The sequence below is a fragment of the Fibrobacter sp. UWH4 genome (genome assembly GCF_900142475.1).
GTDB lineage: Bacteria > Fibrobacterota > Fibrobacteria > Fibrobacterales > Fibrobacteraceae > Fibrobacter.
On the sequence record NZ_FRAY01000001.1, the window covers coordinates 33,676 to 49,057 of the forward strand.

Sequence of the window (15,382 nt, forward strand, 5' to 3'; positions counted from 1 at the left end):
AAGTATTCCTTTAATGTTTTCCCGTTGTCCAGGAACAACGCAAAATGTGACGGTTGTCAAAAATAGCTTTGAAAAGATTGATGCGAAATTTAGATTATGGACACAAAAAGGGTGTACAGATATGAAAGATATGGGAAAAATGTTTGGTCGCTTCGCCTTGGTGGGCGTTGTCTCAATTTTAGGAATTTCTGCAGTGCAGGCCGCTGTTCCGGTGAGCGAAGTGGTGAGTCTGCCGACGGATGCTGCTTATGGCGGCGGCGACAAGGTGGGTTCGCAGCTGGTGGCCGCGACGTACAACGCGGGCGAGGGTCCGGGCATCTGGATTGTGGCCGATGGCGGCTACAGGCTCTACCACAATGGCGCGCTCCTTGCCGAAGACAACCAGGCGGGTCGTGTGCGTTTTGTTCCGATGACCTTCCTCCCTGGCGAGAACGCGATTTCGGTCGTGGGCGTGAACGGCCAGGGTGCTCCCGGTGTCATGGTGCAGATTGATGACCTCGACAAGTCCTACTATTCCGGCAGCGGCTGGAAGGCCAAACCGACCGTCGGCAACAACTCCTGGAAAAACAAGGGCCGCGACCTTAGCCAGTGGGGCGGTGCTACGACTTTGAACTATGCGAGCAACAAGCTCCCGAGCGGGGCGGCCCTTACGGGATTTGCCGCGAATACGCAGGCCAAGTGGATCTGGAGCGGTGCAGAAACCGACCCGACGGCCGTACTGCTTTTCACATTCAACGTGAAGGCCGAAGGTTTCGGCGCCAATACCACCGGCGGCGATGCGGGTAACATCGTGGTGGCAAGCGACTCGGCAACCATCCGCAAGTACCTGCAGAGTAACGATGCCGTGACGATTCTTGTGCCCGAAGGTACTTACGATTTTAGGCAGATGCGCAATGCGGTAACCGAGGCGAACAAGCAGGGGCGTACCTGGTGCCGCACGACATGCAGCGAGAAGAACCGCGTGACGGGCAAGACGAACAAGTTCTACCGCATCGCCTTTGAGAAAAACAGTTGCGCGAGCCTCGGCGAATCCGGACTCGAAATCGTGAAGGAGTCGGATAATCTGCAGGCGTGGAGCAACTGGATTACCACCAAGCCCAACAAGAGTCTTGTGGGCATGGGCCGCGGTGCGAACCTGCGTGGAGCTTCCATCGTGGTGCGTAGTTATGAAGGGTCCGGAAACCACATCTATCGCAACCTCGCCATTTACGACGTAAACCCGCACTTGATCGAGGGCGGCGACGGCCTCGAGACGGTGGGCTCCGCATCGAACCACGTGAAAAAGTTTTGGGCAGACCACATCAGCTACAAATGGATCAGTGACGGCATGGACATGGAATTCGTGGACGACGCCACTATCAGTTACCTGGATTTTGACGGCGCAAACGATTTCAACTGCTGGGGTACCGACCCCTACATGGCACTTGTCGAAGATGCTCATCTGACATACGCGAACAACTACTGGCACAATACTTACGGCCGCGTGCCGAAGGTGACGGGCGAAAGCAACGGTTCGCAGGTGCATCTGTACAACCAGTACGTGGACTACAACCGCTTCTTTATCGCAGGTGCGAACGGCCATAGCGCAAACGCGAAGGCCTACGTGCGCTACGAGAACAGCTATATCGATAATGGCCAGGGCTATCTGGCCGAATGGGGCGACAACGGCTACGTGTACTTTAGCGGAGTCACGTTCGGGAGCGGGACAAAGCAACAGCACCGCTACAACGGTACGGTGACGCAGGGGGTCCCGAATGCGGCGACATTCAACCCGAGCTACAGCTTTGAAAAGCGTACCGTGGCAAATCTCCCGAAAGAAATCCCGAATCTCTCGGGCGTGGGTGGCCGCTACGGCAAGATGCCCGAATACAACCAGGCTTTCGGACTGAGCAACAAGGCGGCGACGGTCTCGATGACTGCCCCTGCGTCGGGTGCGAAGTTCGAAGTGGGTGCGACGGTGACCTTGAAGGCCGACGCGAAGGACAGCGACGGTTCCGTGAAGAGTGTCGCCTTCTATGTGGGCAATACTTTGGTCGGATCTGCGACGGCAGCCCCCTATCAGGTGGACGCGAGCGGGCTTGAACCGGGAGTGTATTCCGCGGTTGCAGTCGTGACGGACAATTCGGGCCTTTCGCAGATGTCTTCGTTCGTGACTTTCTCTGTCGAAGGGACTGCCTATCCTGAAGTCGTGAAGTGCGGAGCCGGTTCCAGCAGCCAGAGCATCAATCTGGGCGAACCGATTGTAGATTTCTGCTACACCTGGAGCGGCGCCGAGACGGTCGTGCCCCAAGGCTTCCCGGCGGGTGTTACGACTAGCATCGACAAGGAAAACCGCAAGATTTCTATCAGCGGCACTCCCACTGCGGCGGGCGAGTTCGCCTTTACCGTCACGGCAACCAACAACGATTCGACCTTTGTCAAGAGCGGCCGCATCGTGGTGACGGACCCGAATGCTCCCGAATCATCTTCGAGTACTGAACTGGAGTCTTCTTCGGGCGAAGTTATTGAATCCAGCAGCGGAACGACTTCGATTGCGCAACGCATAAACCTGTCAACTGAAGCCGAAACGGGTTTCTACCGTATCTTTGATATGCAGGGCCGTCCGCTGTTTGCTGGCGAACGCAAACCGGCAAGGATGCCTGCTGCTCGCGTGATGGTGGTGGAGTATACGAAAAACGGCGCAGTGAAGCGCCGCTACATACAGTAGTATAGTCATTCTCGACCCTGGAGTGCGTAGCACGATAGGGGAGGGAATCCATTATTTTCCTATACTATCTAATATTTTCTGAGCCTGTTTGGCCATCATATCATTGCCATTCATCTCGATTACTTTTTGAAGACGCTTAACACCGTCTTCAATTTCTATTTTATTCGTAATACTTGTCTCGCCTAGAACGTAAAGGGCGCGACGGGCGAAGTTCTTGTCTTTTTCGCGCGAAAGGCCTTTCTTCAGAAGAAGGATGGCTGCCTCGGGGGAATTCTTCGCCTTGGCGATTTCGCCCCATTCCAGCCATTGGTTGCTCATGATTTCAATGTAGAGAGTCGGGCTGGTCATCCGTTCGGCAAGTGATTTTACGAGTTCCCCGTCGACAGGGTGTTCCTGCAAAAGTTGGGTCATCGCCTGGGTCAGCTGACGCTGAGCCTGGTCGAATTGCCCGAGTTTGGCGCTTGCAAATCCGGCCTCGATGGTGGCGCGGGTTTTCGCCTTCATTTCTGCCATCGGGTTACGGCTCGCGACGCGACGTGCTCGTTCGTTGAGGGCATCCTGTTTGAGTTCTCGCTTGTTCTTGCGGCGAGTCTCAATCTTTGTCCCGGCGAAAGCTCCTGCTCCGAACAGAAGGGGCGAAAGAATGGTGACCGCCCCGAAGATTCCCGGGTTCACGAACCAGTTGATTGCCATGTCTAGGAATAGTCCCGCAAAGCAAACTGCGGAAGTTGTCGTCGAAATCATATCCTTGCGGGGAGCAAATGCAGTTGCTCCGAGTAGAAAGGCGATGGTGAGGCTCATTCCCATGTAGCGTTCGCCATCATAGTGATCAAAGAAGCTTGTTCCCGTAAGAATCGAAACGAAGATTCCTCCGCAAAGGGTTACTCCGACCACGATTCCCCACAAGATATACCATTGCCAGCGCTTTTCCAGTTGAACGGTGGCGAAGATAAAGAATACGGCAAAAACCAGGTAGCTCCACACGCTCGGGAAAAGCATCCAGCTGGTAAGCAGGTTGCCGTATTGTTCCCTCTTGGGAACGAACGCCATATTGTAGCGGGTAAACTTGTCCGTATAGTTGTTGATCCATTTCGTCAGTTCGCGACGGAAATCCGATTCACTGGGGTAGCGCTTGTGCTCTTCGGCAAAGGCCTCTTTACCGCCCTTGATTTCCCACCATTCGCGGAAATCCTTTTTCATGATTTCGATGCGGTCTTCTACGATATAGGAAGGCTTCTGGGCGAGCGCTCTCGCTCGGAACTGTTCGAATTCCTCGTTGCGGATTTTTTCGGTGGGTTCCAGACCGACGGCCTTGAACTGCTCGGCGCCTTCGTTATCCCACCATTTGCTGAAAGCCTTTTCAATCCCGCGTTCGTAGCGGTGTTGGTTGATATAGGGCATTGCCCCTGTGACGGCGTTGAATATCCCAAGTCCTAGAATCAGGGCGAGGACAATATAATGAACGGGCTTGAGTTGACGGAGGCCATCAAGGAACAGCTTCTTTAGTGTCGCTTTGAACATATCCCAAACTGATTGTTAAAAATTACTTGAGCGGATTTTTGTCGCTCTTGTACCACTTCATGAATTCGGCGATGCCGTCGTGCAGGCTCCAGTGGGGCTTGTAGCCGCACTCGGTTTCGAGCTTGGTGGTATCGGCGTTGGTCTGGTACACGTCGCCGGGCTGCATGGGCAAGAAGTTCTTCTTGGCGGGCTCGCCGTAAGCGTTTTCGATTTCGGCGATAAAGTCCATGAGCTTTACGGGGTGGCTGCAACCGATGTTGTAAATCTTGTAGGGCACGTTGTTGGCGCACTTGGCGGCATCGGGCACATGGTCCAGTGTGTGGATGGTGCCTTCGGCGATGTCGTCGATGTAGGTGAAGTCGCGGATCATGTCTCCGTTGTTGAACACCTTGATGGGTTCACCCTTGGAAATGGCGCGGGCAAAGAGCATGGGCGACATGTCGGGGCGTCCCCACGGACCGTATACGGTAAAGAACCGCAGGCCCGCGACAGGCAGGTTGTAGAGTTTGCTGTAGCTGTGGGCCATGAGTTCGTTGCTCTTCTTGCTCGCGGCGTACAGGCTCACCGGATTGTCGACCTTGTCGTCTTCGCTGTAGGGCACCTTGCTGTTGAGGCCGTACACGGAGCTGGACGAGGCGAACACCAGGTACTTGACTTGGTTGTGGCGGCAGGCTTCCAGGATGTTCAGGAATCCGACCAGGTTGCTTTGCAGGTAGGCATACGGGTTCGTTATGGAGTAGCGTACGCCTGCCTGTGCGGCGAGGTTCACGACCTTGTCGAACTTTTCTTCGGCAAAGAGCTTGTCGAGGGGCTCCTTGTCGTCGATGCCCATCTTGACGAATCGGCAATTCTTGTACTTGGTGCTTTGCACCATGGCGCCGTAGGCGAAGTTGTCGCCGGGCTGTTCGATGCCGCCTTCGCGGAGTCTGCCGTACTTGAGGCGGACATCGTAATAGTCGTTAATATTGTCGAGGCCCACCACTTCGTCGCCGCGTTCCGCGAGCATGAACATGAGCTTGGAGCCAATAAAACCAGCTGCACCTGTAACAAGAATTTTCATGTGAGATAATATAGCAATTAGAATTTAGAGCTTAGATTTTAGAGCTTGGATGATTCTTCTAAGTTCTACCAACTAAGCTCTACCAACTATTTTCTACCTTTATTCCCGATGTCCACGGTTATCTTATTCAACAAGCCTTTCGGCGTTTTAAGCCAGTTTACGCCGGAATCGGGCCATGCGGCGCTCGACACGTTCGGGTTTCCGCCGGGTGTTTATGCGGCGGGGCGTCTGGACCATGACAGCGAAGGCGCGCTCTTGCTGACGGATAATGGCAAGCTGATTAAGAAACTGCTGGATCCGAAGTTTGAGCACCCGCGAACCTACTTGGCGCAAGTGGATGGTCAAATTACCGAAGAGGCGGTGCGCAAGCTTGCCAGGGGTGTCGATATCAAGGGTTATCACACCAAGCCCTGCAAGGCTGAAATGGCGGAAGAACCGGACTGGCTTTGGCCCCGTAATCCGCCGGTGCGTTTCAGGGCGAATATTCCCACCAGCTGGGTACGCCTTATGCTCATCGAAGGCAAGAACCGCCAAGTGCGTCACATGACGGCGGCGGTGGGGTTCCCGACACTTCGCCTTATCCGCGTGCAGATAGGAAAAATTCCCCTGGGTGACTTGCAACCAGGGGAATGGAAAATTGTTACTGATAAAGTAATTTAGTTACTAAATCAGTCCTTCAAAGAAGTTGTTGCCCTTGTCATCCACGAGGATGAATGCCGGGAAGTCCTTGATGGTGATCTTGCGGATGGCTTCCATGCCGAGTTCCGGGAAGGCCACGATATCGTTGCTGAGGATGTTCTGTTCAGCGAGGATAGCTGCCGGGCCGCCGATAGAGCCGAGGAAGAATCCACCGTACTTCTTGCAGGCGTCGGTCACGTCCTGGCTGCGGTTGCCCTTCGCGACCATGATCATCGAGGCTCCCTTGCTCTGGAAGCGCATCACGTACGGGTCCATGCGGTTGGCCGTCGTCGGGCCGAAGCTACCGGTGGGCATGCCTGCCGGAGTCTTGGCTGGGCCGGCGTAGTAAATCGGGTGGTCAGAAACAACCTTGAGCACGGTCTTTTCTTCGTCCGTGAGTTCTTCGCCGCGTTCCTGCTTGTCGAAGATTTCGGCAATCTTCGCATGGGCCATGTCGCGGGCCACGATCATCGTGCCCTTGAGGCTGAGGCGCGTCTTCACTGGGTACTTGGTGAGGTCGGCGAGCACTTCCTTCATCGGGCGGTCAAGGTCGATTTCAACTGCCGGAGCGAGATTCACGGCATTGCCTGCCGGAATGTAGTTTTCCGGATGGTGTTCCATCTTTTCGAGCCAGAGACCGTTCTCGTCAATCTTTGCCTTGATGTTACGGTCGGCAGAGCAGCTCACGCCGATAGAAACCGGGCAGCTTGCAGCGTGGCGCGGAGCGCGAATCACGCGAACGTCGTGCACCAGGTACTTGCCGCCGAACTGGGCGCCAATGCCCGTCTTCTGGCAAATGTGCAGAACCTTTTCTTCCATTTCGAGGTCGCGGAAAATGCGGCCGCCTTCGGAACCGCTGGTCGGAATATCGTCGAGGTAGCCGCAGCTAGCGAGCTTCACCATGTGGGTGTTCATTTCGGCAGAGGTACCGCCAATCACGATCGCAAGGTGGTACGGAGGGCATGCTGCAGTACCCAAGGTCTTCACCTTTTCGGCGAGGAACTTTTCCAAGGACTTCGGGTTGAGGAGCGCCTTGGTCATGGGCCAGTAGTAAGTCTTGTTGGCAGAGCCACCGCCCTTCGCCACAAAGAGGAACTTCATCTCGGCGCCTTCTTCGGCGTGGATGTCGATCTGGGCGGGCAGGTTGCAACCGGTGTTCTTTTCTTCGTACATCGTGAGCGGAGCAATCTGGCTGTAGCGCAGGTTCTTCGTGGTGTAGGCGTTGTAGATACCTTCAGAAATGGCTTCGGCATCGTCAAAGCCCGTCCAGACCTGCTGGCCCTTGTGGGCAACGCAGATTGCGGTACCAGTGTCCTGGCAGAACGGGAGAATACCCTTTGCGGCAACGCAGGCGTTCTTGAGCATGGTGAGGGCCACAAACTTGTCGTTGTCCGAAGCTTCCGGGTCCTGCAAAATCTTTGCGACCTTGGCCGTGTGGGCCGGGCGCAGGCAGAATTCGACTTCTTCAAAGGCGGCCTGGGCAATCTTGGTAAGCGCCTCGGGGGCGACCTTCAGAATCTTCTTGCCTTCGAATTCGGCGACGGAAACGCCGTCTTTACCGAGATTTACGTATTCGGTAGTATCTTCACCGTGCTGGACGGTTGCTTCGTATTTGAATGCCATAGTGTTCTAGTGGTTAGTGGTTGGTGGTTAGTGGTTAGGATCTAGGGACTGGAGTTAGGTGTGGGCTGTGTAATGACTAATTATAAATTTCACATTTCACATTCCACATTGATTTTACGTGTGTAATTTAAAATTTCTTGCAGTATCCGTCCTAAAAAAGCTGCCTGAATGGAGTACTTTTACCCCTGACGGTGTACGAAAAAATTGCAAAATGCCGACGAAAAGACGAAAATGGCGGACAATTTGAACTTTTTTTATAAAAAACTTGGCGAACGGCCGAAATTTGTACTATTTTTTACAACGTGAAAGTTTAAAATCTAGTGAGGAATACTATGAAGATCAAGAATCTCATGCTCGCATCTATGCTTGCCTCTGCGGTTGTTTTCGCGGCCCCGGCTGCCAAGACTGCCGCCGCTCCCGCTGCCGAAGCTGCCAAGCCCGCTGCTGAAGCCCCGAAGGCTGAAGCTGCCGCACCGGCTCCCGCTGCAGCCCCTGCTGCTCAGCCCGCCGCCGAAGCTCCGAAGGCTGCTGAAGCCGCTCCGGCCCCTGCTCCTGCCGAAGCCCCGAAGGCCGAAGCCGCTGCTGCTCCTGTTGCCACTGATTCTGCTGCCGCTCCTGCTGAAGCTCCGAAGGCCGAAGCCGCTGCTCCGGCTGCAACCGATTCTACCGCTGCCGCAGCCCCGGCCGATTCTGCTGCCGCTCCTGCTGCTGAAGCCGTAGCCGCCGCCGATACGACAGCTCCTGCCGATACGGCCAAGACCGAAGTGCTCGAAGCAAAGGCTGAAGAAGCTCCGGTTGACTCCGCCGCTCTCGCCAAGGCCGAAGAAGAAAAGAAGGCCGCCGAAGCTGAAGCTAAGGCCAAGGCCGAAGAACAGGCTGCTCTCGAAAACAGCTCCGCCGGTTCTGCCAAGTCCACCATCATGGAAAACCCGTGGGAATTCCTGATCGTGTCCGCCGCCTTCGTGGCATCCGTGCTCGTGATTATCTTCACCGGCAAGGACTAATCAACGCTTTTTGCAAAATCCTACGGTTAAGGTCGATGCCTACGGGTGTCGACCTTTTTTTTGCGTACATCCTTTGTAAAGATTTTTATACTTTGTTCTACATTTTTCTTACTAAAAACTTTTATGCGAAATTGCGTATCTTAAATCATCAACTTTTGCCTTTTTTGAGAGCAAAATGCGAACATTTTCTGATTTGGCATAGTCCGTTTTTAGACTAATAAATCTATTTTTAGAATGTGTATTTGGGCGTTTGCTTAACGGGTGCTTGTGTATCCGCCATTTAGTTGTATATAAAAGGAGGCTTTTGTGCCTATTAAAAAGAGTCTTGTCGCTGCGATGTTTGTCGCGATGTCTGCCGTATCCGTTATGGCGGCAGCGGGTCAGGAACAACCCACGCCTTATGACCTGATTCGTCCGGTGTGGCCCCTCACCTGGGATACGACTGTCTTTAATCATTATGACACGACGGTCACCATGAAACACAATATGGTGCCTAAGAACCGTACCCCGGCCTCTTATGTGCCGAATGCCCTTATTCCCGATACGCTGAACCAGGCGTACCTCGATGCAATCAACTATCGCATGTCGCCGATCCGTATCAACCAGGCCGGTTACTTGCCGAGCGACCCCGAAAAGCAGTTCTACTATGTGGGAACGGCGACCACTTTCGAAGTGGTCGATGTCGACGGCAATTCCTTGAGCCCAGCGGTGACGGGTACGCTCTCCAGTAGCGGTGTGCAGACTTCTTCGGACTGGACGATTATCGCCGGTACCAATGCGGCAACTAACGACCAGAAGCGTTACCAGCTCGACATCACGGGGCAGTCCGGCATTATCCAGATCGGTCATATTCCGGGCAATGTCCCGACGGACACCCGTTTGCGTATCAAGGTCGGGAACGATATCTCGAGCACCTTTATCGTGAGCGAAAAGGTGTATTCCATGGTGCGTAGCGCCGCCCTCAAGTTCTACGGCATCAACCGTAGCGGTTACGGCGATTCCTGGTTCCACCCGGCTAGCCATACCTTGGATGGTGCTGGCGAACTGGTGCAGGACCCCGAAGGTGGTTCGCTGACTTTCCTTGATATGTCGCAGGCGGGAACGCTGGAAGGTGGCTACTATGACTGCGGTGACCACCTGAAGGAATCCCAGACGCAGATGTATGCCTTTATGGTGGCGGCGGTTCTTGCTGCAACGAATCCCGACGCCGACGAAGACAACTATGCTTTTAACCATGGCGAAACGGTGAATACCGACGGTATCCCGGATATGTTGCGCGAAGCAAAGCATGGTGCAGACTTTGTGTTGCGTTCCTATGTGCGTGCAAAGGGCGTGATTGACGACATGGTGCTGTCTGTTGGTAGTTTCGGCAAGGACCATGGTTGGTGGGGCAGACCTGAAAACCAGGACAAACTCCCGACGGACGGTTCCGCTGCCGCAACGGGCCGTGGCGGTCCTACGACGCGTATCCTGAGACAAGGTGAAATCGGTGCGAATATCGGTGGCGAAACGGCTGCCGGCCTTGCGATTTTGGGCAAGATGTATGCTGAATACGACAAGCCCTTCGCGGACAGCTGCTTGATGGTTGCCGAAAAGATGTATGACTTTGCAAAGTCCCTTGCCCAGGGCAAGTCCAGTTACGACGGTGGCAAGCCTTTTGTGAACAACACCAAGGCTGCCGGTTGGTCTTCTCCGGCTTACAACGGTAACAACGAATTCTACGATGACCTTGCTCTCGCTTCTGTGGCACTTCTCTATGCGACCGGCAAGAAGGAATATGCCGACGACATGATCCGCACCCGTAACTTGGTGGCTGGCCAGGAATATATGGACGGTGCGGGCGCCTTTGCTGGCGGTTGGTTTGTGACCAACGACAAGGGCTTCCTGAAGAACGTGAAGAACACGAGCTGGGCGAATGTTTATGCCTATGCGACCTATGCTCTTTACAAGCTGATCCTGGCTGACAAGAACAAGGCCATAACCGAGTATGGACTTACCGAAACGGAATGGCTCAATGCAGTGGAAGACTGTATTACGAGCATGATCCTGAACCTGGAAGACATGTCTGGAAATGGAACGGGCTCCATTGCATTGCCGGGCATTCCCAATAACCAGGGACCGGCTTGGAAGTTGAGAGGTGCCTTGACTTACGATCCGACTTGGTACACGATGATGACGGACCAAACCTGGATTTACAACCGTTACCAGGCAGGCAACATCTTCGAAGTTCTTGCGTACGCCGATGTGGCGAAGGATATCGAAAAGCAGGGAATCGTTCTCCCGATTATGGGAACTCCTGACTGGAAGGCCGACGAAATGCATCAGCTGGGTATCAACCAGTTGAACTACATGCTGGGCGTGAACCCGTGGGACGTGTCCTTTATCTTGGGTATCGGCGACAAGAACGATGCCCACCCGCACCACCGTGCTGCAAACCCCGAAGGTAAGAATACGCCGGGTGCCGGTTACAAGTATAATCCGCCGGTGGGAGCCCTTTTCGGTGGCGTGACTCCGGGTACGACTAATTCCTGGGTTCCCGACAACAAGAGCTGGGAAGACTATCACCTGTCCGAAACCTGTATCGATGCCGCGGCTACGATTGTGAGTTCGGGCATGCTTGCCGCCGCCAAGTTTGACCGCACGGCAGCCCCGGGGGTGACGGTGGAAATCCGCCACGTGAGCATGGACTCCGCAATCGTGATGGTGAAACTCTCGACCCGTGGAACGGCAAGGCTTTATTACGGTACCGACGAGGCCTCGTTGAATACGGCGGCCTTCCCGGATGATTCCACCTCGGGCGTGCAGCACGAAATTATCCTGCGCGGCCTCCAGAACGGTACGACCTACTACTTCTATGCTGCAGGCCTGAATGCCTACAATCCGGAAAACTTTACCTTCAAGTACATGGTCGATTCCACGGAAACTCCGTTCAGCTTTACGACGCTCAATACGGTGGAAAGCGCACAGATTACGAACCCGACGGTCTGTAACATGTTTGGTGACAGCGCCGAAATCATGTGGTACACGCCGAATGGCGAATATGAATCCAAGGTGTACTGGGATACCGTTCCGCATGCGACTGCCGCCGAATACGCTTTCAATAGCGGTGCGGGCAACGCCGATGTATCGGGCATTCCGACCAAGTTCCACTATGTGAAGATTGGCGGCCTTAAGGAAAAGACGACTTACTATTACATGGTTGAAAGTAACGGCCAGTTTGCGAATACCAACGACAAGACGGGTGAACTGCTCAAGTTTACGACACCGGTGGGCTGGTACGACTTTAGCGTGCGCGCATACCAGTATGAATTTGGTGGTCTGGACTTCCTCGATTTGAATATCTACAATAACGAGGCAAGACCCTTCGACAGTTTGACCTTGCGCATGTACTTTACTGCAAAACCGGAAGAAGTTGAAAAGTGCGCGACCTTGATTGATATCGATATCTGCCAGGCCTACGATGAAGCTGGCTTTAACAAGCCTTGCGAAACGGGTGAAGAAATCCGTTACCTGATGCGCCATGCATTGCCGCAACGCCTGGATGACACTTACGATGCAGCAACGGGTAAGTATTCTTACTATTTCCCTGTTCCGCTGGGATCGACAACGATCAAGTCTTCGTCTCGCGTGCGTCTCGACTTTGGTTTCTCGTCGGGTCTTTCGAACGATGGCTATCAGACTTGCGAAACCCTGCGTCAGCTCGCCAAGAAGCGCATGACCAAGGAAACGGGAGACTGGTCCTGGGCTCCGCATGAGTTCCTGAAGGACGGTGCCGACTATGTGGGTATGCCTTTTGAAGACAAGGATTACGGCGATATCGATAACGAAATCCCCATTAACCCCTATATCGTTGTTTACCGTAAAGACGAATTCATTTGGGGCTATAGCCCCTCTTACCAGGAAATGACGCAGAAGAAGGCTCACTACGAAATGGATGTGACCCTGGACGCTCCGTTCAATGTTTCCGACGGTTCCTATGTGGAAATCGACCAGACGAGCAGCACCGTGTACGTGAAGGGTTATGCCCACGTTTCCGAGCAGGGCTACATTACCCGTATCTGGGCGAACGGTACTGAAATTGAAACGATTGTCAACAGGATTGGTGATGAAATCTTCCTGATCTCGAAGGACAGCGAAGTGATTGCTCACTACAATGTCACGAGCGGCGGCGGTGAGATTGACTCGACCGGCCTCTGGACGCTGAATATTCCTGTCAAGATGAAGATTGGTAGCAACAAGATTGACCTCACGATTTTTGCGGGCGCCAATCCGGATTGTGCCGAATGTGCCGAAAACGGCGGTTGCGCCTTTATCAACCGTACCTACTACGTGCAGTTCACTCGCGGTAACCTGACGCAGTCCTCGCTGACGATCAAGGACGAAGCCGGTAATCCGGTGGCATCTCCTGCCGATCCGGCGAATACCCGCTTCAATATCTTCTTGACCGACAAGGACAAGGCGGGAACTTCCGCTCCGATCGAAGTGCTTGTCGTCAACGGAAAGAAGCAGGATACCCTGAAGGTCAAGCTGGTGGAAGATGCCGCCAACCCGGGCTCGTTCAAGAGTTCCTCCTTGATTTCTGCAGTGTCCGTTCCGAAGGAAGGCCGTCTGGGCAATCAGATTTCCTTCTTTGCGGGCGATACGATTCAGGTAATCTACATTGACCCCGACGACGAAGAAGATATTTCGAAGCAGAGCTTCTTTGCGGAATCCAAGTACCCCGAACCGCAGAAGGTTCTGGCTCAGGATACCGACTGCGACAATGTCGCCGACAAGCTTCTCGTTGAATTCACGAACGAACTGGATGCGGATTACAGCTTCGACAGTATCCGCGTGTTCCTGCCGGGCATGTCCGATACGGCTACCCTTAAGGTGGATCAGGCCGCGGCGCTGAACCAGTCGGTGGTGACGCTTGACCTGCCTGCCTCGCTTGGAATCCAGGCGACTGCATCTCCGTCGGGAACGGCGACGGTTTACCTGAAGGCCGAAGGGGCGACGAACGCCGAACGCGTGGCGATTGGCGACGGCATCCTTCCGCAGCTCTTGAGCGTGACGATTCTTGAAAACCCGAATCATGAATCCGAACAGGATACCTTGATGGTCGCCTTCACCGAACCGGTGCTGCTTTCTTCGCTGAACAACTGGTTCCTGCAAGTGGTCGGCGTGACGGGTGCCGCAATCAATGTGGTGGGCAAGGCGACGACCAGTAACGATGGCAAGAGCTGGCTCTATGTGATTACGGGCAATACCGACGGACAGATGCTGCCGGTTGGCGGTACGGTGGTCGTGCAGCCGAATTCCGTTTCGGACAAGACGCTGAACCTGCTCGATCCTGCGAATACCTGCAATACGGTGAAGATCGTGGAAACTCCGAAGCCGGTGCCGGTGACGCTTGCCGAAATGCGTGACTTCGAAGGTGACGGTTATCCCGATGAACTGTACATGAAGTTCGCGAAGAAACTCCGCGACAAGGACATGCTTGACAGCTTCGTGGTGGAATGGGGCCTGAAGGGCGAAGTTCTTAGTTTCTTGCCCGAAAGCTGGACGCATACATTGGAATTTGGCGAACATGCCGAAAGCGTTTTGGCCGAGGATTCTTCGGTCGTTACGGTGATGGTCCCCGATACCGTCTCGATTATCACGATCAAGATGACTCCCTCGAACACCTTTGCGAAGGGCTCTACGGTTGGTCCTTACGACGGTTACGGACATGTGACTCCGCGTCTTGGCCCCGAAGGCGGCTTCTTCGACAAGTATTACCCTGTGGTCGACAAGTGTCCTCCGATTATCCTGTCTGCGCTGTGGCAGGGCTACGACGTGGGTGATGACGCCCAGGGCTCCAAGGACTACGTGACCCTCACGTTCTCGGAACCGCTGGATACGATGCCGGGTCACCCCTATGTGGTGGAACGCAACCGTGAAGGAAAGAAGGGAACGTTCTTCAGTCCTCTGCAGAATCCGAACCTCTCGCTCAGCTATTCTTCTCGCTCGACGTCGGCACGCCTTGGTTTCAGGCACAAGTATGACGAAGCGATTTGGATCGCAGACTCGGTGCGTCTGATTTCGGATGCCGAAATGAGCTACTTCAAGGATCTCGCCGGACAGTATGCGGGTGATCAGAATCCGTGGGTGCCGGTAACCGGATCCGTGTCCAAGATCAAGTTCACGATCTCGACTCCGGAAGGCGTTGCCAAGGGTCGTAAGCTCGATGAAGTCTACTATGGAGGCTCCCCGCTGCTTGCTAACGAAAACTTCCGCTTGACCGGAATCAACAAGAACGGTGAAACGGTCGTGATCGCGGCTGGCCAGCATAAGCTGCACGATGTCTTCAGTGCTCCGATCAAGGATTACAAGCATGCCGGTCCTGTATTCATGATCGAGGTGGCTCTGCCCGATGTGCGCGACAGTACGGACCTGGGCGAAGCGAAGCGCAATTACGACATCAAGCTCGAACTGGATATCTTCAGCAATATGGGCGCCTACGTGAACAACATGAGCTACAGGTTCACCTCGGCGGCCGTGATGGACTTCATTTCGGCAAGCAGCACCTTGACCTTGTATCTGGAATGGTGCGCCCCGGAAGACTACCCGGCCAGCGCCGATGGCAAGAAGATCGGAACCGGTCCTTACATCGCGAAGTTCAATACCGAAGCGAAGAGCCCCTACCTGGCCTCGACCGAAGAAAGTGCTGACGGCGCGACCAAGTACAGGACCGAAACGCTCAAGGATAACGATACGTTTACCAAGACGTTCGGCTTCAGAAGAGCGAAGAAGTAAGATTCCGAAAGT

7 protein-coding genes are annotated in these 15,382 nt (G+C 54.3%); 4 read left to right on the top strand and 3 right to left on the bottom strand.

Annotated elements, in window-relative coordinates; translation table 11 throughout:
• Nucleotides 1-130: 130 nt before the first annotated feature.
• Nucleotides 131-2,707: an Ig-like domain-containing protein gene (locus tag BUA93_RS00125; RefSeq protein WP_254793776.1), complete on the top strand. Its 2,577-nt coding sequence runs from the start codon at nt 131-133 to the stop codon at nt 2,705-2,707.
• A gap of 51 nt (nt 2,708-2,758) precedes the next feature.
• Here the strand turns inward: BUA93_RS00125 and BUA93_RS00130 are convergent, their stop codons facing one another.
• Nucleotides 2,759-4,228 (bottom strand): tetratricopeptide repeat protein, encoded by a 1,470-nt coding sequence (locus tag BUA93_RS00130; protein WP_072976390.1) that lies wholly within the window; start codon nt 4,226-4,228, stop codon nt 2,759-2,761.
• A 22-nt stretch (nt 4,229-4,250) separates the two neighbouring features.
• A complete protein-coding gene (locus BUA93_RS00135) occupies nt 4,251-5,288 on the bottom strand; it encodes an NAD-dependent epimerase/dehydratase family protein (protein WP_072976391.1) in 1,038 nt (345 codons plus the stop codon).
• Nucleotides 5,289-5,396: 108 nt separating this feature from the next.
• Between BUA93_RS00135 and BUA93_RS00140 the strand changes: the two genes are divergently transcribed.
• Nucleotides 5,397-5,948 carry a pseudouridine synthase gene (locus BUA93_RS00140; protein ID WP_072976393.1) on the top strand — a complete coding sequence of 184 codons (552 nt, stop codon included), beginning with the start codon at nt 5,397-5,399 and terminating at the stop codon, nt 5,946-5,948.
• 3 nt (nt 5,949-5,951) lie between these two features.
• Here BUA93_RS00140 and BUA93_RS00145 read toward each other — a convergent pair whose 3' ends face one another.
• Complete coding sequence (locus tag BUA93_RS00145) at nt 5,952-7,589, bottom strand: fumarate hydratase (protein WP_072976394.1); 1,638 nt, start codon at nt 7,587-7,589, stop codon at nt 5,952-5,954.
• Nucleotides 7,590-7,921: 332 nt separating this feature from the next.
• Between BUA93_RS00145 and BUA93_RS00150 the strand changes: the two genes are divergently transcribed.
• Together BUA93_RS00150 and BUA93_RS00160 are read left to right on the top strand one after the other, a co-directional pair.
• Nucleotides 7,922-8,593 carry a hypothetical protein gene (locus tag BUA93_RS00150; protein WP_072976396.1) on the top strand — a complete coding sequence of 224 codons (672 nt, stop codon included), beginning with the start codon at nt 7,922-7,924 and terminating at the stop codon, nt 8,591-8,593.
• Between the two features lie 306 nt (nt 8,594-8,899).
• A complete protein-coding gene (locus BUA93_RS00160; RefSeq protein WP_072976400.1) occupies nt 8,900-15,370 on the top strand; it encodes a glycoside hydrolase family 9 protein in 6,471 nt (2,156 codons plus the stop codon).
• Nucleotides 15,371-15,382: the final 12 nt, after the last annotated feature.